An 18911-nucleotide genomic window follows, 5' to 3' on the forward strand; every position below is an offset into this window, starting at 1 on the left:
TGATCGCCGCAATGACCGCTTAAGACGAGGTAAGCGTTGTGAGTTTCCGCACCTTGGTCGTGTTGGCCAGTCTGCTGGTGGGCCTTGCGCCCCAGCCTGCCGTTCCAGCCGCCGCGCAGGGGCACGCGAACTGCGCGGGCATCACCCGCGCCACGCCGCAAACGCCGGAATGTGACGCGCTCATGGCAGCGCAGCCCAACCCCGATGTGACGCCTATCCCCTTTGACCTCGGCGTGATCGCCGGGCAGGATTTCATCTATTTCGATGCCGATGCCGTCTTGCTTTACAACCGTCCTGATGGCGACGAGATCGGCGTCTTCCCTGCGGGACGCAGCAGCTACGTCAATGTGCTGCAAATCTCCGGCGACTGGGCGGAGATTCGTCCCAATCGCTGGGTATCGCTGGCCAACGCGAACTTTGCGACGCCCTCCACGCTGACGGGCGTGCTCATCAATCGCATGGACATGCCGTTCGCCTGGGCCATCTACGATGACTGCACCTCTTTGACGCCGGGCGGCGCGGCCAACTGCCGGCAGTCCGGCTCGTTTAGCCGCTACGACCTGATGAACATCTACGCGACCGTAACCGTGGACGACCTCGACTGGCATCTCGTCGGGCCGGGACAGTGGACCGTACAGACCAATCTCAGCATCGTGCACCCAACGCCGCCCACCGTCTTCCCTTGGCGCTGGATCGGGGTGAGCACTTACGAGCAGAATCTCGTCGCCTACGAGGGCGAACGCCCGGTGATGGCGACGCTGGTATCAACGGGCGATATGGAGGATGAGCGCTGGCGCACCGATGCGGGCGTCTGGGAGGTGGATCTCTTCTGGGAAGCCGGGCCGATGGAAGGCGCGGCGGGCAGCGCCGATGTCTACGCGCTGGATCAGGTACCGTATCACATGTACTTCAACTGGCGCGAGGCGCTGCACGGCGTGTACTGGCACGACAACTTCGGCTACTACTGGTCACACGGCTGCGTCAACCTGACCGTCAGTGACGCCAAGTGGCTGTGGGACAATTTCGTACTCCTCGGCACGCGCGTCTATGTGTACGACGAAAAGCTAGGTTAGCCCAACTAGATCCGCGTGCCGACCGTGTGATCGGCGAAGAGCAGACGATAGCGCAAACTGAGGTATTCGCCAGCGGGCAGATCGTACGGTGTATTGTGGAACAGCCCGAAGCACGCGCCGACGTAACCTTCGTCATCACCGCGGGAAAACCACTGATTTGGGTAACGCGGGTTCTCCGGCTGATCTTCAAGCGTGACGGTCGCCGCGGCGCTGCTGTAGACCAACTGCGCGGCGCGTCGGCCCATGATCGGTGTTTCCCCGGTCGATAGGCGGCGCTGGGTGAACGTGGGCAGGCCGCGCCAGAACAGCCCACCATAGCCCGCGGGCCACGCCTTGAACGTCACGGCGGTGCTCATTCGATTGGTCAGAACGGTGGCGAATTCCAGCACCCAACGATCAGCGTCGAGGATCGTGCTGCGAATCGTGCGCGCCTCGTGCAGCATCAGCGCGCCCTGGGGATCGCGCCAGTGCAGCACCTCGGTGAAGGAGTCCGCCGCGCCACTGGGCTCGAACCCGATATGCTCGACCGTCCCCTGATTCGCCAGCATGATATACCCCTGACCGGGCACATCGGTGTTACCACCCCAGAAGTTCACGCTGTTGAGGTCGGGCACCGTGAACGAAATCCCGTGATGCCAGCGGTGATCAGCAGGCTGAAAGTCGGTGACGACGGTGCCGCTCAGCGTACAAACCGGGTGAAAGTACGGACGCGGCGATTCATCCAACGGGACCTGCGGCAGAAAGACATAGCGGAACAACCGCTGCCCCCCGTGCCAGTGTTCGACCGCGTTCATGCTGAAGTTAAGCGTCATGCTTCAACTCGCTCAACTGGTGGTACTCGTCACGCGCTTTGTAGAACGGGTCGAGCGGGTAACACCCGGAGACCATCCCGTTGCGCGGCGCAGTCGTGCAGTCGCTAAATGTGCGGCAGATGCGCTTGCGCTGGAGCGGCACACCCGCCAGCACGTCAGCGGGAAGTTCGGGATACGAGAGCACCATCCGCCCCAACCCCACCGAGTCGACCATCCCCGTGCGCACGGCATACGACGCGACGTTCGGCAGCCAATCCTGCAAGTACGAGTAGCCTGTGCCAACCAGCACCAGATGGGGGAAGTCGCGCTTGAGCTGCGCCGCCGCATTGATCTGCCGCGCCACGCCGACGAGCGGATCTTCGGGCGGTTGGTAGCCATCGGAGGGCGGGAAAAGTGCCGGGCGCTGAATGTGCGGGTTGTAGTACGGGCTGCCCGCCGTCAGGCACACGAGGCGAATGTCGAGCGCTTCCAGCAGTCGGAGGAAGGCTTTGGTTTCCGTCAGGTCGATGCCGGCGCCGCTCCCGTCGCCGCCAAACGCATACGGGTAGCCGCCGTTCACCGCTTCCGGCACGCCGATGCGATCCTCCCCCGGCTTGTACGGCAGCAAATCGAACGCGCTCAGGCGCACGCCGATGTGCAAGCCGGGCGCATGCTGGCGAATGCCCGCCGTGATCAGGCGCAAAAAGCGCGTGCGGTTTTCGAAGCTGCCGCCAAAATCGCCGGGACGGTCGACCGCGGTCAGCAGTTCATGCCCGAGATAGCCGTGACAGTGCTTGACGTCGACGAAATCAAAGCCCGCGGCCTGCGCCAGCACCGCCGCTTTGATGAAGTCCTGTATCAGTTCGTAGAGCGCCTCATCCGTGAAGAGGTTGTCATCCCCTTGGATGCCGAGGCGGCGATCCAGTATCGGGTGGTGATAGGCGATGCGCGGTTCAGGCTTTTTCTTCTCATTGGGACGCGAAAAGCGCCCGGAATGCGTCAACTGCAAGCCAATCAGCAGATCGTCGGTGCGAGTGTAGCGCGCGGCATGTTCGCTGACCAGCAGCGCGCGCAGCTCACGCAGATCGTCGAGCGTTTCCTCGCGAATAACGAGTTGATTCGGGTTCGCGCGCCCGTCATGGCGCACAGCGACCGCCTCGCCACCCCAGATCAGTTTCGCGCCAGATTGTCCAAAATGCTGCCAGCGCCGCTTGACCAGATCGGTCACATGACCATCGGGCGCGGCGTCCCAGCCTTCCATCGGCAGAATGCAAAAACGATTGCCGATCTCCCACCCATACACGCTGATCGGTTGGGCGAGTGCGGACACATCCACGGCCTCATCGAAGGGGAGATCGATGCCAAGGGCGGCATTATATTCACGGAAATCATCGGCGGTACGCAGTTGGGCAACCCGTTTATACGCCATGTAGAACTCCCAAACGTTGAGCAATTTCGGCGAGAATCGGCACATCGCTGACGGGGCGCGCCGCGCTGTTCGGGTGCGTACGGTCGCTGGCGATCCACCCGCGCAGCTTGAGGAACTGCGCCGCGCTGTGCTTGTAGGCGGGCACGGGGGCGCGGAAGGCGAGGAAACCGAGATACTGCAAGATGTCGTTCAATTCGAAGAAATCCGGGCTGTTTTGCGCCCACAGCGCATCGCGCTGCGCAAACAGATCCGGCGCGAAGGTGCTGATGCCGAGCAGGTAGTCGCTCCCGTACATCACCATATCAATCGCCAGATCGTTCCCGGTGAAAACCTTGAAATCGTCGCGGGTGGCGTTGCGCAAGACCAGCCGATCCCATTCCAAACGGCGGCTGAGCGACGAATGTTTCGCGCCGATGCACTGCGGGATCGCCATCAAGCCCTGATACACGGCGAGCGAGTAGATTTTGCCGAAGGGCGCGAACATCGTCCCGAGTTCAAAACCGATGAACTGCGGCGCGAACTGCGCGATTTGCGCATAGGCGGCGACGATCGCCTCATCCGACTGCCCGGTCAGGCCATAGGATTGAAAAATCACCGGGAGGCCGCCGCAGCTTTGAATGCTGTCGATCTGCTGGCGGTAAGCGTCGAGGTTGAAGGCGGCGCCCGGCTGGTCGCCCACATACGCGCCCGCGACAAACGCCCGCCCCTGCAAGGTCTGCTGCGTGCGCTGCAACACTTCACGCCGAATCTCTTCGCTGATGAGGTTGGCGTACCCCGTGTCCATGTTGACAGCGGGCGTCAGCCCGGCCTGCGCGGTGCGCTCGATATGCTGTTCGAAGCTCTCCCAGTCGATGCGCCCGCCTTCCGTGAAGGGCAGCAGAATGGCCGACATCCCGGTGATTTTGCGTCCCGGGTGCCGGAGCTCTTGAGGATCATACGGGGGTACAATGACATCTTCTAGCATCAAAATACTCCTTTGTCGGTTCAGCGCGATAGTTCCAGCGCTCCGTTCATCGCCTCGTAGAACGGATCGCCGGGCTGCACGCTCAAGCGGCGCACGGGCTGGCGGGTGAGCGCCGATTTATACATGCTGGCGAGAAAATCATAGGTCGAACGCACGCGGCTGGTGTGCGTGAGCGGCTGGCGCCCGGCGCGGAGATCGGCGAGGAAGATGCGCCACTGCGTTTCCAGACTGCCCGGAGCCGTCCCGTCGATGTGCTGCCACTCCGCCAGTTTCGCCTGCAAATCCGGTTGATCGGGCACGCTGAAGCGCCAGTGTTCGTTGCGATACTGGTACAGATGATCGACTTCGATGGTCGCGTTCTGGAAGTCGAGGCGAATGTACGAGTTCTGCCGGGGCGATACCGCGCTGTTGACGAAGCTGGCGACCGCGCCGCTGCGGAAGGTGACCTGCGCCATAGCAATCGTTTCGACTTCTACATCGCGATCCTTGGTCGCCGCCAGCGCGCTCACTTCTTCCCATTCGCCGAGCAGCCACAGCGTGAGATCCATGGCGTGAATGCCCAACCCCAGCGCGACGCCGCCGCCTTCCGTCGACCACCGCGAACGCCACGGCACGCTCGTGTAGTAGGTCGGCGGGCGATACCAGAGCGTATTGCACAGCGCGATCAGCGGGTCGCCGAGCTCGCCGGAGTCGATCAGGCGTTTCACATGGCTGGCCGCCGACCCGTAACGCCACTGCGATATGCTGGTCGTCGTGCGCCCGGTGCGCGCTTCTGCCGCTTGAATCGCGTCCAACTGTGCCAGCGACACGACCATCGGTTTTTCGCACAACACATCCGCGCCCGCTGCCATCGCCTGCGCCGCCAACGCCGCATGTGTGAACGGCGGCGTCGAAATCAGCACTACGTCCGGCTGTTCCACGCGCAGCAGTTCCGCCGCGTCAGGATACGCTTTGGGAATAGCTTGAGCTGCACAGAAGTCGGCGAGAATCTCTGGGTTGATGTCGGTCGCGGCGCACACTTCGATGTGGGGCGTCAACGAGTGCAGCGCCGCCGCATGTTCAACCGCGATATGACCAGTGCCGATCAGTGCAACGCGTACGGGAGAAGTCAGTGTCATTCCAGGCGTTTCCTTGCTGGGGCGGTGCTTTCGCGCACGATCAGTTCGGGCGTGAGCACACGCTGATGGGGGGTAAGTGTTGCATCCTCGATCAGTTCGATAAGGTATTTGGCAGCAATACGCCCTAAGGCGACCAAGTCGAGGCGGATGGTGGTCAGAGACGGTCGGATAAAGGCGGCATGGCGGGCATCATCAAAACCGATGACCGAGACATCCTCCGGGACGCGAATGCCTTTTTCCGAGAAAGCGCGCAGCGCGCCGAGCGCGAGATCGTCGTTGCCCGCGAACAGCGCTGTGAACGGTTCGCCGCGCTTGATGAGCTCCAGCGCCGCTTCGTAACCGGGCTGCATGCCATACTTGGCGGGAATGCTCGGACCGAGCGGTAACTGCTGGCTGATGAGAAACTTTTCCCACTCTTCATGGCGGGCCAATGCGTTGAGCTGATCGAGCGGGCCGCTGATTTCGGCGATATGGCGGTGGCCGAGGCCCACCAGATATGCCATCAGCGTTTGCGTGCCGAGCCGGAAATCGTAGGTCACCGAGGGGAGCGCCGTGCCCAGTTGATTGCTCATACGCACAAACGGGATGCCCTGACTCAACTGCACAATCTCATCATCGGTGAATTTGAGGCGCGGCGCCAGCAGAATAAACCCGTCGATCATGCGCGCCGCCGACTCCTTCAGCGTTTGTTCAAGCTCCGCCGCCGTGATGATCGTGAAGAGGATGTTGTAGCCCGCCTCTTTCATCGTCTTCGCCATTTCGGCAATTGTGTCGCCGATTTCGCCCATGTAGCCGACATCGACCAGCACAACTTCGAGCAGGAAGGTGCGCTGGTTGTTGAGCACACGCGCGGCAATATTCGGACGGTAGTTGAGCTCGTCCATAATGTGTTTGATGCGTTTGCGCGTTTCGTCGGATACGCCTTCCTGATCGTTAGCGACCCGGGAGACGGTTTGGGCTGATACGCCGGCGATGGCAGCAATATCATGGAGCGTAGCCCGTTTAAGTCTAGTTTTCATCAGCTGCTGGCCTCAATTTACGTTAACCTTAACGCGAAAATCTGAATTTGTAAAGTAGCTCTCAAGGGAGCAAATTGTGCTATATTTCACATTACATACGAATTGTTTGACAGAAATTTCGCGTTATGATATGAATAAAACGTGACCGTTAACGCTAAAACTCGCGTTCACATTTCAACGGAGAATTGAAAATGCTTCGGAAAATTGTTTCTCTTTGCGTCATCCTTTCCCTTTTCGTCGTGTCCTCGGTGGCTTTCGCCCAGGAACCAGTTGAAATCCGCATCATGGCCGATCTCGTTGACGCCCAAGTCACGGTCTATAACGATATCATCGCTGACTTTGAAGCGGCAAATCCGGATATCGATGTCGTGCTGGATGTTGTGCCCTACGACACCATCACCCAGACCCTGCCCCTCCAATTGGAAACTGGCGTCGGCCCGGACATCATCAAGAGTACGGATGTTACCAGCCTCGCACCCTATTATCTCGATATGCGTCCGTACCTGCCCGATGCGGATTACTGGGATGCCAACTTTGGCCCGACCATTGCCGTCACCAACATCCCCGGCTCCGGCAACACGGCCTTGAGCGCGATCTACTCGGATGTGACCGTCACCGGCGCGTTCATCAACCGCACCCTGTTCGAACAGGCGGGCGTCCCCGTCCCCAGCGACAGCGGTGAACCGGTCACGTGGGAAGAATGGGAAGCCGCGGCGGTCGCGGTACGCGATGCGACGGGTGTCGACTTCGCCATGGGTCTGGATCGTTCCGGTCACCGTCTCATGGGCCCGGCCATCAGCATTGGCGCGACCTATCTGAATGAAGAAGGCTACCCGGATCTGGCGAACGACGCGGGTTTCCGCGCCTTCGCTGAACTGTTCGTCGGCTTCCACGAACGCGGCTCGATGCCCGCGGACATTTGGGCGGGTGGTGACGGCGCGCGCAACGGTCGTGACGAATTCATCAACGGCAACCTCGTCTTCTACTACTCGGGCAACTGGCAGATCGGCTCGTTCGCAGAAAACATCGGCGACGCTTTCGACTGGGAAGCCGTTCCGGCGCCGTGCGGCGCGCAGACCTGCACCGGCATGCCCGGTGGCGCGGTCTTCGCGGCCATCGCCGCGACGCAGCACCCGGAAGAAGTCTCGCGCTTCATGGACTACTTCGCTTCGGAACCCGTCTACCGCGAATGGGCGGAACGCACGCTCCTCGCCCCGCAGCACACCGCCCTCGTGGCCGCGGGTCTGAACTGGGATACGGAACTGCCGCAGGCGCTGAAGTCGCTCGACGTGTTCGCCGTGGAAGCGGGCAACATTTCCCCGATCGCGCTGGCGCTGTTCTCCTCGCCGAACGTTGGCCCGGTCTATGGCGCGACCCGCGACCGCCTCACGCAGGTGATCGTCGGCGAACTGACGCTCGACGAAGCGATGGAACGCATCCAGACCGACATCGACACGGGTCTGGCGGCCGTCACCGGCGGCTGATGCTACCTCTGTGAGCGGGTGGTGACCAGCTCACTCACGCACAACCACAGTCTGCGAGGGGCGACCCGCACCGGGTTGTCCATTGCTGATTATCTACCCAAAATAGCGTTATGGCTTGCACCCTCCGCACTTAGACCTAGGATTGTATGATGAATCTGGCCGCAGACAGCGCACCGCATACCCCGGGCCCGTCGTTGAGCGCACGCATCACCGGGCCGCTCAGCAGTTTGTTCTCACTGCTCTACCGCCTAATCATGGGCAGCCTCGGATTGATCTTCGATCCGCTGCAAAAGCTGATCGGCACGAAGGCGATGCCCTATCTGTTCGTCATTCCGAACTTAGTGCTGTTCATCATCTTTGCCCTCATCCCGATCTTCATGAACTTCGTCTACGCGGTGACCGGTGGTACCGCGCTGCTCCCCGCCAACCGTCCATATATTGGCCTGCAAAACTTCAACGCGCTGCTGACGTGTGGCAACTTCCTCGACCCGAACTCCTGTGTCGCGGATCTGTTCTGGCGCGGCGTGATGAACACCATCGTCTATGTGATCGTCGAAGTCGGGCTGCTGCTGGTGCTGGCCATGATCACCGCCCTCATTCTCAATCGCCAGATCATCGCGCGCGGGTTCTTTCGCAGTATTTTCTTTTACCCAACCCTGCTCTCGTCGGTCGTGGTCGCGCTGCTGTGGAAGTGGGTTTTGCAGCGCAACGGCATTCTCAATGGCGCGCTGGACAGCCTCGGCATCCCCACGATCAACTTCCTATTCGAATCGGATTGGGCGCGTCTCGCAACGATCATCGTCGGCCTCTGGGCAAGTCTCGGCTTCTACACGCTGATCCTGCTCGCGGGCTTGCAGGCGATCCCCGCGCTGCTCTACGAGGCCGCGGTCATCGACGGCGCCTCCCGCCGCCAGCAGTTCCAGTATATTACGCTGCCGCTCATGCGCCCGACGCTGTATATCGTGTTTCTGCTGGCGTTTGTCGGCGCGGTGCAGGTCTTCGAACATGCCTTCGTGCTGACGGACGGCGGGCCCGGCACGGCGACGTTCTACATCATGCACTACGTCTTCAACACCGCCTTCGCGGGCGGCGGCCCCGGTGGGCGTAACTTCGGGCTGGCCACCGCGGCGACCCTGCTGGTGGCGGTCGTGTTGGTCGCCGTGACTCTGCTCCAGCGCTGGGTGTCGCGCAACGCCAGCGACGATTATTCAACCTAAACGAGGTGCCGAAATGTCTGCTATCTCTTCCCTGCTGTTCCGCACCCGCGGCGGCAAACACGGACTGCACACCGCCGACATGCTGTCGTACCTCTATCTGACCATCGGCACTATTGTCATGCTGGGTCCGGTGCTCTGGGCGGTGATGTCGTCATTCAAGACGCCGTCGGCCATTACGCGCTTTCCGCCGGAATTTCTGCCCTATTCCGATCAGACCATCGTCGTCGAAGGCTATGATGAGCCACTGACGCTCTATGACGTCACCCTGCCCGATGGGACGGTGCAGCGCCTCGCGCAGATTCGCCGTGTCGGCCTTGAACGCCAGTTGATCGACCCCAACAACCCCGATGGCGAAGTCATTCGGGCGCGGTTGGAAACGACGCAGGTCGTGCAGGAGTTCCGTTTAGCCATTGAAAACTACATCGAGCCGCTCCAACAGTTCGATTTTGTGACCTATTTCCGCAACAGCATCGTTGTGACGTTCGTCGCGACCGTGCTCACGCTGATTCTGAACAGCATGCTCGCCTTTGCCCTGAGCAAATACAACTTTCGCGGGCGCGGCATGATTCTCGGCATCTTCCTGATCACGATTCTGCTGCCCGGCGCGGTCACGCTTGCGCCCAAGTATCTGGTGATCACGACGCTCGGCTGGAACAACAACCTGCTCGGCGTCATCATCCCCACCATCGCCAGCCCGACCGCCGTCTTCCTGCTGCGCCAGTACATGCTGACCATCCCCGATGAAATGGTCGATGCAGCGCGCGTCGATGGCGCGTCTGAGTGGTACATCTACTGGCGGATCATCATGCCGCTCTCGACGCCCGCGCTGGCCACGCTGGCGATCTTCTCGGTGATGTGGCGCTGGAACGACTTCCTGTGGCCGTTGATCGTGCTCACGGAAAACCGCAACTTCACGCTGCAAGTGGCGCTGAATCTGTTCCAGGGGCAGTTTGACGTGCAGTGGGGTTACCTGCTGGCGATGACGGTGCTCAGCCTGCTCCCAATCACGTTTATCTTCGCCTTCCTGCAGAAGTACATCGCTTCGGGCATTGCCACGACAGGATTGAAATAAATGAGCATCTCGTTTGACGCCGCCGCGCTGCTTCAACGGATGGCAGCGACGACCGCCCGCGAATTCAGCTATCAGAACCGGATTCCCGGCGATCCGCTGTATGGGGCCTTCATCAGCCCGGAGCACTGGTTGGACGAATCCGGACATGTGGGTACGACGCGGTTGATCGTGCGGTGGGGCTACCTCGCGCTGGCGCAGGCTCAGAAACTGCCCGGCGCGCCTACAATTCCGGTATTCGCTACCCTGCTGGAACGGCTGGAAAGCGCGGTCGATTACCTGCTGCGGGTGCAGCGCCCATCCGGCTTGATCGACCTGCGCAACACCAACTACGAATCTGGCCCCGACACCGCCTTCGCCCTCCAATTGATCTGCGCCTTCATCGAGCGCGCCCGCTCCACGCCGGAACTCGCGGACATCGTCGCCAAACTCACGCTGTTCGCGCAGCGCGCCACGGTTGGCATCATGGAGAGCGGCTTCCACACGCCTAATCACCGCTGGGTGATCGTCGGCGCGCTGGCGTTGGCGCAAGCCGTGCTGCCCAACCACCCGAACACGACGCCCACCATCAACCTGTATCTCGCCGAAGGGTTGGATATCGACGCAGACGGCGCGTATCTCGAACGCAGCATCGGCGTATACGACGCGGTCACGGCGCGGTCACTGCTGTTCTACGTTGAAAACACCGCCGACTCTGCCGCGACCATGCCTGTTCTGGCAGCAGTCGAGCGCAACCTCGCCTTTGACCTGCATCTGCTGCACGCTGACGGCACCGCCGAAACGGGTTTATCAGTGCGGCAGGATTACGGTCAGCGCAACGTGCCGACGCCGCTCATCGCCAATTACCTGAATGTTGGGCTGCTGCTCGGTCGGCAGGACTTCATCAATGCGGCGGCATTCCTGTACGAGCGCGCGGGCGAAATGTATGACCTCGAATGGCTGCTCTACGTGCTGCTCAAACACGGGTCGAGCGTGACCGCTGAACCCGCCATCCCGACGAGCTACGCCAACAGCTACCCCACCAACAAGCTGTGGCGCTACCGTGCCGACGACCTGAGCGCCAGCGTGTTCGGCGGGCGCACGCGCCTGCTGCACCTCGTCTACCGCTCTGCCGAACTCGTCGCCGTGAAGATCGCGCAGGCCTATTTCAGCGTCGGACTGTTCATTGCCGACTCGTTGGAGACCGCGCCGGACGAAGTCCTGCTCACGTCCTCCGGGAAGCAGAAACCCGCGCTGCCCGCTTATCACCTGCCGATGGGACGCCCGGTCGCGCCGGAAACGTTCGAAACGACCAAAGTTGACCGCGACCAGAAATGGATTCCCCCGGCGGAAAGCGCCCTGAAAATCACTCCGGTGGACAGCGGATTCGACCTGCACTATCGCACGCTCGACGGGCTGGACGATGTCATCGCGCAAATCAGCTTTGATTTCCCACCCGGCGGCCTATGGGAGACCGAAGATACCGTCGTCACCTGCGCGCCCGGATCGGTGATCTTCCTCAAGCAGGGCTGGGGACGCATGCGCTACGGTGCGGACGTGATCGAGATTACGCCGGGGGCGGGCGCGCACCTCGCGCGCGATATGCGCCACAGCGAAGCCTCGGGCGACCTCGTGCGCGTGCTGCTCACTTTCCGCACGCCCGTCGATCACCGCTTCACCATCCGCACGTACAGTCTGCTGGATGGCATGCCAACGCGCATGACTGATTGAGGAGCGCACCGACACGGCTCAACATCCGGTAAAAGGCCCATTCGAACGGCGGAGACTTCCGCCGTTTTTGTTTTCCCGCGCGTCCGCAGACCGCAAACAACGGACGCTACCTCCGCTCAGCCCCATTTAACCTAATTTAAGAATACTTGAGGTACGTTTCAAGTTACCCCGCTCACGAAGCGCTATGCTTTTCCTGTTGCTCGTTTCCGCGATCCAGCCACCTGAACTGGATCAGCCGAAACTTCCACTTTATACCACTACAGGAGAAAACGATGTCCCTCAACCAAGGAGCTTCCCGGATGAAGCTCGCCCTAGCCGTTTGTGTCGGTCTCATGCTGCTGCTCACCCTATCCGGCGTCAGCGCGCAAGCGAGTACGGCCACTGACCCACTCGCTTTGGACAATACCGCTTGGCAGTATGACGCCGAAAACAACGTCTACTGGCAGATCGGCATCATCTATGTCAGCAACCCCGCGTCGACCGAGTATGAATCTCTCGGGATCTATGTCCCCGGCGACTACCTGACGGCGACCGACAATGGCGACGGCACATTCACCGCCACGCTCAACGCCGACGCGACCATCAGCGGCTACACAGCCGCCACTGCCCCGGTTGTGTTCCCAGTGAACACCCCCGGCTATTCCGCCGCCGCTGCCCCAACTGCCTACAGTTACAGCGATGTGTCCAGCTACATGCAGGCGGGCTTCATCTACGTCAGCGCCGGGCTGCGCGGGCGTGACAATGGCTACGACGCCAGCGGCAATCTACTCTACAGCGGCGGCGCGCCGTGGGGCGTGACCGACCTGAAAGCCGCCGTGCGCTACTACCGCTACAATGCGGATGTACTGCCGGGCAACACCGACAGCATCTTCATCTTCGGCATGAGCGGTGGCGGCGCGCAGACCAGCGTCATGGGCGCGACCGGCGACAGCGAACTCTACACCCCCTACCTCGAAGCCATCGGCGCGGCCATGACCGATGCTGACGGCAATCCCATCAGTGATGCTGTGCTCGGCGCAATGGCGTGGTGTCCGATTACCAGCCTCGACTATGCCGATGCCGCCTACGAATGGAACATGGGGCAGTACGCCACGACGGGCACACGCGCCGACGACATGTGGACATCCGCCCTGTCTGACGACCTCGCCGCAGCCTACGCCGCCTACATCAACGCCTTGGGGCTGACCGACGCGGACGGCAACGCGCTGACTCTGGAAGCTTCAGAAGTGGGCATTTACGCGGCGGGCAGCTATTATGACTACTTGCTCGGCGTGGTCGAACAGTCGCTCAATAACTTCCTCGCCGACACAACCTTCCCCTACACGCCCAGCTCAGGCGGTTTCGGCGGCGGGATGCGCGGCGGCACACCGCCCAGTGGCGAAATGCCCGCTGGTATGACACCACCCACCGGGGATGCCGCGGCGACCGCTGAAGCGGGCAGCACGACAACCACCAGCACCACCTATGCGACCGCGCAGGCCTACATCGACTCGCTCAACGCCGCCGTGGAGTGGGTGACCTACGACGCCGCCAGCAATACCGCGACCATCACCAGCCTCGCGGATTTCGTCGCCTATGGCAGCAAAACCCCGAGCAAGAGCGTCGGCGCGTTCGATGATCTGAATCGCGGTCAGGCCGAAAACAACGTGTTCGGCAACGATGCCAGCGACTCCCTGCACTTTGACGCCGTGCTGGCCGACTTGCTGGCGGCAAATCAAGCTACCTACGCCACCTATGCCGACTGGGACGCGGGCTACATCGACGCCTATGCGACCGATCTGCAAGCGGTGGACAGTCTTGGCAACAGCATCCAGACCCGCCTGAACATGTACAACCCCATGTACTACCTGCTGGCATACTACGATGGCTACCAGACCTCGACGGTTGCCCCATATTGGCGCATCAACACCGGCATCGAACAGGGTGACACCGCCTCAACGGTCGAAATGAACCTCGCGCTGGCGCTGGCGAGCTACGATGGTGTAGAGGATGTCCAGTTCACCACCGTGTGGGATCAGGGTCACACCATGGCCGAGCGCACCGGGAGCAGCACCGATAACTTCATCGCGTGGGTCAACGACATCCTCAGCCAGTAATCCTGCGGTATCTCCGACCTCAGCCTGCCATGAGTGGGCAGGCTGAGGCGGTTTCCTCGTTCTGACAGGCTCCGGCCTGACCGCCAACGAGTGATGAATAGGCCTCTACAACGTGAGCGACATCACAGGGCAGCCACAGGCATCCGCCTTACAATGGACGTATCAGTTGATGAGGGGAGCGGTGTATGTGCCTCGGAGTACCCGGTCAAATTACGGAAATTTATGACAGCGCGGGCACGCGCATGGGCAAGATCAACTTCGGCGGCATTGTCAAAGAAGTGTGCCTCGAATATGTACCGGAAGCCGTGGTCGGTGACTATGCCATCGTGCATGTCGGCTTCGCCATCACGCGCCTTGACGAACAGTCGGCACTGGAAACCCTCCAGCTATTCGCGGAGCTCGGTGTGCTGGAAGAAGAACTCAAGCCCGAAGAGTCGTCGTGACAACGCCCACCCCTGTGCAAAGTGATTGGCTGACATGAAATACTTAACCGAATTTCGCGATGGCGATCTCGTCCAGAAGCTGCTGGCCGAAATCCGCGCGGTGGTGACCCGCCCGTGGGCGATGATGGAAGTGTGCGGCGGGCAAACACACTCGATCATCCGCAACGGCATCGATCAACTGCTCCCACCAGAAATCGAGCTGATCCACGGGCCGGGCTGCCCCGTGTGCGTGACGCCGCTCGAAACCATCGACAAAGCGCTGGCGATCGCTGCGCAGCCTGACGTGATCTTCTGCTCATTCGGCGACATGCTGCGCGTCCCCGGCAGCGACCGTGACTTGTTCACGGTCAAGAGTCAGGGCGGCGACGTGCGCATCGTGTATTCGCCGCTGGACGCAGTCAAGATCGCGCGTGAGAACCCAAGCAAACAGGTGGTCTTCTTCGGTATCGGCTTTGAGACGACCGCGCCCGCCAATGCGATGGCCGTCGTACAGGCGAAAAAACAGGGGCTGACCAACTTCTCAATGCTCGTGTCGCATGTCCTCGTCCCCCCCGCCATCGAAGCGCTGATGAGCGCGCCCACCAACCGCGTGCAGGCCTTCCTCGCCGCGGGTCATGTGTGCAGCGTGATGGGCTACTGGCAGTATGAACCGCTCGCCGCGCAGTATCACGTGCCCATTGTCGTGACCGGATTCGAGCCGCTCGACGTGCTGGTGGGCATTCACCGCGTCATCCTCCAATTGGAAGCGGGGCGCGCGGACGTCGAGAACGGCTATGCGCGCGCCGTCCAGCGCGAAGGCAATGTCACGGCGCAGCGCATCCTCGCCGAGGTGTTCGAAGTGTGCGACCGCCAATGGCGCGGCATCGGGCTCATCCCGCAGAGCGGTTGGCAGTTGAACGCCACCTACCGCGAATTCGACGCAGCAGTGCGCTTTCAGGTGGAAAACGTACATACACAGGAATCGCCGCTGTGCCAGAGCGGTCAGGTCTTGCAGGGGTTGATCAAGCCGAATCAGTGCCCGGCCTTTGGCAAGGAGTGCACCCCGCGCAAACCGCTCGGTGCGACGATGGTGTCGAGCGAAGGCGCGTGCGCCGCGTACTACAACTACGGACGATTCATCTCAGTTGAGAGCATCCCATCATGAGCGATATCGATATCAGCGGGTGGGTATGCCCCATGCCGCTGCGTGACTACCCGCAGATCGTGCTCGGGCATGGTGGCGGGGGCAAACTCTCGGGCGATCTGGTTGAGCACCTGTATTTGCCCGCCTTCCAGAATGATGCGTTGGCCTCGCTGGCGGATGGCGCAGCGCTGACGATCGGCGGAGCACGGCTCGCCTTCTCGACCGATTCGTACGTCGTGCGCCCGCTGTTCTTCCCCGGCGGCAGTATCGCCGACCTCGCGATCAACGGCACGGTGAACGATTTATCGATGCTCGGCGCGCGCCCGCTGTTCCTCAGCGTGGGGCTGATCATTGAAGAGGGATTGCCCATGTCCATGCTCGGCGCACTTGTCGAGCGCCTGGGCGCGGCGGCGCGCGCGGCCGGCGTGCAGGTGGTGACCGGGGATACCAAAGTCGTAGACAAAGGTCACGGCGACGGCGTCTACATCAACACCAGCGGCATCGGGCTGATCCCCGAGGGCGTGCACATCGCGCCGCAAAACGCGCGCCCCGGCGATGTAGTGCTGGTCAGCGGCACGCTTGGCGATCACGGCATGGCCATCATGAGTGTGCGCGAAGGCTTGGAGTTTGAGACGCTGATCCAGAGCGATTCTGCGCCGCTCAACGGCCTGGTCGCGGCCATGCTGGCCGTCACGCCGGAGATTCACGTCCTGCGTGATCCGACACGCGGGGGCTTGGCCTCATCGCTCAATGAAATTGCCCGCGCGGCGGGGGTGGGTGTACTGCTGGAGGATCAGCGGCTGCCCGTGCGTCCCGAAGTCAGCGCCGCGTGTGAACTGCTCGGCATGGATCCGGTCTACGTGGCGAACGAGGGCAAACTGATCGCCATCGTGCCGCCCGAACACGCCGACGCCATGCTCGACGCCATGCGCCAGCATCCCTACGGCAAGGACGCTGCCCGCATCGGGCAGGTCGTCGCCGACCATCCGGGCATGGTCGTGTCGAAGACCGGCATCGGCGGCACGCGCGTCGTCTCCATGCAAATCGGCGAACAGCTCCCGCGCATCTGCTGAGGCGGAACAGCAGCACCCGGCTTGATGGTGTCCGAAATCGTCCTATGAAACCGTACAGCGGACGCAATGACGAGGATGTTAATCTGTAGGGACGAGGCATGCCTCGTCCTAATTTCTAGAAAAGGATACAGAGGACAAGGCATGCCTTGTCCCTACAAAAATCAAGAGAACTGTGCGCTTTTTACCTACACTCTGGATCGCGCCGCACTCTGAGTAGAGGGCGGCGCTTGTATTACGCTGGAGCGCTGCCATCCCCGGCGAGCGCGTTGGTTGACCGCCTCCGCCGCCACGGGAACGTCCCGCGATAGCTCGTCAGGAACTTTTGCAGCGCGATGAAGAATAACAACAGCAGGCCGATGACGATCTTCGTCCACCAACTGTTGAGCGTGCCGTCAAAGTTGATGTAGGTTTGAATCACGCCTTGAATCGCCACGCCGAGGAACGTCCCCGCCACATAGCCAACGCCGCCCGTGAGCAGCGTCCCGCCGATGACGACCGCCGCAATCGCGTCCAGTTCGAGACCAATTGCCGCTCGTGGATAACCGGAACGTGTGTATAACACGTAGACGATGCCGGAGAGCGTCGCCAGTACGCTGCTCAACGTGTAGACGAGAATCGTCGTGCGGCTAACGGGTACGCCGAGCAGCAGCGCCGCCGTCGAATTGCCGCCGAGCGCGTACACATTGCGCCCGAAGCGGGTGAACTGCGCGAGGATGATCCCTCCGACCAGCACGAGCACGAACAGCACCGCGATGGTGCTCAGGCGACCGCGATCCGGGAAGACGTAGTACAGGTTCGACACATCGGTGAAAAACGGGTGCTCAATCGGAATCGATTCCTGCGAGAGCACGAACGCCCCACCGCGGGCTAAAAACATCCCGGCTAAGGTGACGATGAACGGCGGAATCTTGAAGTAGTGGATGGCTGCGCCCATCGCCGCGCCAAACGCCGCGCCGATCACCAACGCTATGCCAAACGCGGTCAGGGGGTGCATACCGAGTTCGCCAATCGCCAGCGCGCAGAACACACCCGTGAAGGCGACCACCGAGCCCACCGACAGATCGATGCCGCCGGAGATGATCACGAAGGTCATGCCGACCGCCGCGATCCCCAAGAACGATTTGTCGGTCAGGAAGTTGGCGATCACGCGCGTCGTGCCGAAGGCGGGAAAGCGCTGCCAGCCGATCAGGTACAGCACCGCAAAGACGACAAATGTCGCGATGAGCGGAAAAATGCGCGATCTCATGCTGATTTCCTCACTCGCTGAAACAGTCGGGCAAACGGACGGCGGAATTCTTCGGACTGGATGAAGAGAATCGTCAGGATGACGACCGCCTGCACGATCAGATTGAAGGTCGGCGGCAGACCGCTCACGAAGATCCCCGTTTGAATGCTCTGGATGATGAGCGCGCCGATCACGCTCAGGCCGAGGTAGAAGCGCCCGCCCGTCAGCAGCGTCCCGCCGATGACGACCGCGAGCACCGCGTCGAGTTCCAGCCACAGCCCAGCGTTGTTGGCGTCCGCGCCTTTGATGTCCGCCGTGATGATCAGCCCGGCGATGGCAGCGCACAGCCCCGAAATCACATAGGCCAGCAGCTTGATCGAGCGTGCGTCGATGCCCGTGTAGTAGCTAGCGCGGTCATTCGAGCCGACCGCTTCGAGCAGCAGGCCAATCGCCGTTCGGCGCACGAACAGAAAGAGGATGATGAAGACGAACGCCGACAGCAGAATGGGGAACGGCAGGCCAGCGACCACGCCTTTGCCGACGAATTCCAGCGTCGGGTTGTTGAAGATGGCAATCTGCCCTTCGGTGATCAACTGCGCAATCCCGCGCCCGACCACCATGAGGATCAGCGTGGCGATGAACGGCTGAATGTCGAACACGGCGACGAGCACGCCGTTCCACAGGCCACACAGCACCCCCGCCCCCAAACTGATGGCGATGACGACAAATGGCGACAGTTCGGTCGTGTCAATCAGCACGGCGGCGACCGCACCGCAAATGGCGATCACCGCGCCGACCGAGAGGTCAATGCCTTTGGTGGCGATGACCAGTGTCATGCCCAGCGCGAGGATCACGGTCGGCGCGCCGCGGTTGAAGATGTCGACCAGACTGCCGAGCATGCGGCCTTCGACCATACGAATCGCGAAGAAATTCGGCGAAATCAGGCCGTTGCCGATCAAGATCAGAATAAAGGCTGCCAGCGGAAACCACAGCTTGCGGGTGCCTTGCAGCGTGCGCCGCCAGTTGACGCGGTTCGCCGCGGGCTGAGCAACTTCAGGTGTTTTCGTGTTGACCATG

General features: G+C 61.5%; 16 protein-coding genes. 9 read left to right on the forward strand and 7 right to left on the reverse strand.

All coding sequences use genetic code 11. The features are described 5' to 3' along the window. Nucleotides 1-38 precede the first annotated feature (38 nt). On the forward strand, nt 39-1073 hold the full coding sequence (locus IPK17_RS29340) for a L,D-transpeptidase (RefSeq protein ID WP_343421252.1): 1035 nt from the start codon (nt 39-41) through the stop codon (nt 1071-1073). 5 nt (nt 1074-1078) lie between these two features. Here the strand turns inward: IPK17_RS29340 and IPK17_RS29345 are convergent, their stop codons facing one another. The 5 genes from IPK17_RS29345 to IPK17_RS29365 are packed head-to-tail and all read right to left on the reverse strand — an operon-like array spanning nt 1079 to nt 6394. Continuing rightward, nucleotides 1079-1885, reverse strand: coding sequence for a DUF6807 domain-containing protein (locus tag IPK17_RS29345; protein ID WP_343421253.1), 807 nt, complete (start codon nt 1883-1885; stop codon nt 1079-1081). Continuing rightward, nucleotides 1875-3293, reverse strand: coding sequence for an oxidoreductase (locus IPK17_RS29350; RefSeq protein WP_343421254.1), 1419 nt, complete (start codon nt 3291-3293; stop codon nt 1875-1877). Before IPK17_RS29350 ends, IPK17_RS29345 begins: the two co-directional genes overlap by 11 nt. Continuing rightward, a complete protein-coding gene (locus IPK17_RS29355; protein WP_343421255.1) occupies nt 3283-4257 on the reverse strand; it encodes a dihydrodipicolinate synthase family protein in 975 nt (324 codons plus the stop codon). The genes IPK17_RS29350 and IPK17_RS29355 overlap by 11 nt, the downstream gene beginning before the upstream one ends. Before the next feature lie 20 nt (nt 4258-4277). After that, nucleotides 4278-5375 carry a Gfo/Idh/MocA family protein gene (locus tag IPK17_RS29360; RefSeq protein ID WP_343421256.1) on the reverse strand — a complete coding sequence of 366 codons (1098 nt, stop codon included), beginning with the start codon at nt 5373-5375 and terminating at the stop codon, nt 4278-4280. After that, nucleotides 5372-6394: a LacI family DNA-binding transcriptional regulator gene (locus IPK17_RS29365; RefSeq protein ID WP_343421257.1), complete on the reverse strand. Its 1023-nt coding sequence runs from the start codon at nt 6392-6394 to the stop codon at nt 5372-5374. Before IPK17_RS29365 ends, IPK17_RS29360 begins: the two co-directional genes overlap by 4 nt. A 248-nt stretch (nt 6395-6642) precedes the next feature. Here IPK17_RS29365 and IPK17_RS29370 point away from each other — a divergent pair, with 248 nt between their 5' ends. The 8 genes from IPK17_RS29370 (at nt 6643) to hypE (ending at nt 16609) form a co-directional block, all read left to right on the forward strand. Beyond that, nucleotides 6643-7878 (forward strand): ABC transporter substrate-binding protein, encoded by a 1236-nt coding sequence (locus tag IPK17_RS29370; RefSeq protein WP_343421258.1) that lies wholly within the window; start codon nt 6643-6645, stop codon nt 7876-7878. 146 nt (nt 7879-8024) lie between these two features. Beyond that, a complete protein-coding gene (locus tag IPK17_RS29375) occupies nt 8025-9095 on the forward strand; it encodes a carbohydrate ABC transporter permease (protein ID WP_343421259.1) in 1071 nt (356 codons plus the stop codon). A gap of 13 nt (nt 9096-9108) precedes the next feature. Continuing rightward, nucleotides 9109-10167 carry a carbohydrate ABC transporter permease gene (locus IPK17_RS29380; protein ID WP_343421260.1) on the forward strand — a complete coding sequence of 353 codons (1059 nt, stop codon included), beginning with the start codon at nt 9109-9111 and terminating at the stop codon, nt 10165-10167. After that, on the forward strand, nt 10168-11874 hold the full coding sequence (locus tag IPK17_RS29385) for a hypothetical protein (protein ID WP_343421261.1): 1707 nt from the start codon (nt 10168-10170) through the stop codon (nt 11872-11874). 299 nt (nt 11875-12173) lie between these two features. After that, nucleotides 12174-13970: a subtype A tannase gene (locus IPK17_RS29390; protein ID WP_343421262.1), complete on the forward strand. Its 1797-nt coding sequence runs from the start codon at nt 12174-12176 to the stop codon at nt 13968-13970. 185 nt (nt 13971-14155) lie between these two features. Next, the gene (locus IPK17_RS29395) at nt 14156-14413 is read left to right on the forward strand and encodes a HypC/HybG/HupF family hydrogenase formation chaperone (protein WP_343421263.1); all 258 of its coding nucleotides are present in this window, start codon (nt 14156-14158) and stop codon (nt 14411-14413) included. Nucleotides 14414-14447: 34 nt separating this feature from the next. Further along, nucleotides 14448-15557, forward strand: coding sequence for a hydrogenase formation protein HypD (gene hypD / locus IPK17_RS29400; RefSeq protein WP_343421264.1), 1110 nt, complete (start codon nt 14448-14450; stop codon nt 15555-15557). Further along, nucleotides 15554-16609 carry a hydrogenase expression/formation protein HypE gene (gene hypE / locus IPK17_RS29405; protein WP_343421265.1) on the forward strand — a complete coding sequence of 352 codons (1056 nt, stop codon included), beginning with the start codon at nt 15554-15556 and terminating at the stop codon, nt 16607-16609. Before hypD ends, hypE begins: the two co-directional genes overlap by 4 nt. A gap of 232 nt (nt 16610-16841) precedes the next feature. Here hypE and yjfF read toward each other — a convergent pair whose 3' ends face one another. Then, nucleotides 16842-17855 carry a galactofuranose ABC transporter, permease protein YjfF gene (gene yjfF, locus IPK17_RS29410; RefSeq protein WP_343421266.1) on the reverse strand — a complete coding sequence of 338 codons (1014 nt, stop codon included), beginning with the start codon at nt 17853-17855 and terminating at the stop codon, nt 16842-16844. Then, complete coding sequence (locus tag IPK17_RS29415; RefSeq protein WP_343421267.1) at nt 17852-18910, reverse strand: ABC transporter permease; 1059 nt, start codon at nt 18908-18910, stop codon at nt 17852-17854. Before IPK17_RS29415 ends, yjfF begins: the two co-directional genes overlap by 4 nt. Nucleotide 18911: the final 1 nt, after the last annotated feature.

The sequence above is a fragment of the Candidatus Flexifilum breve genome (assembly GCF_016713355.1).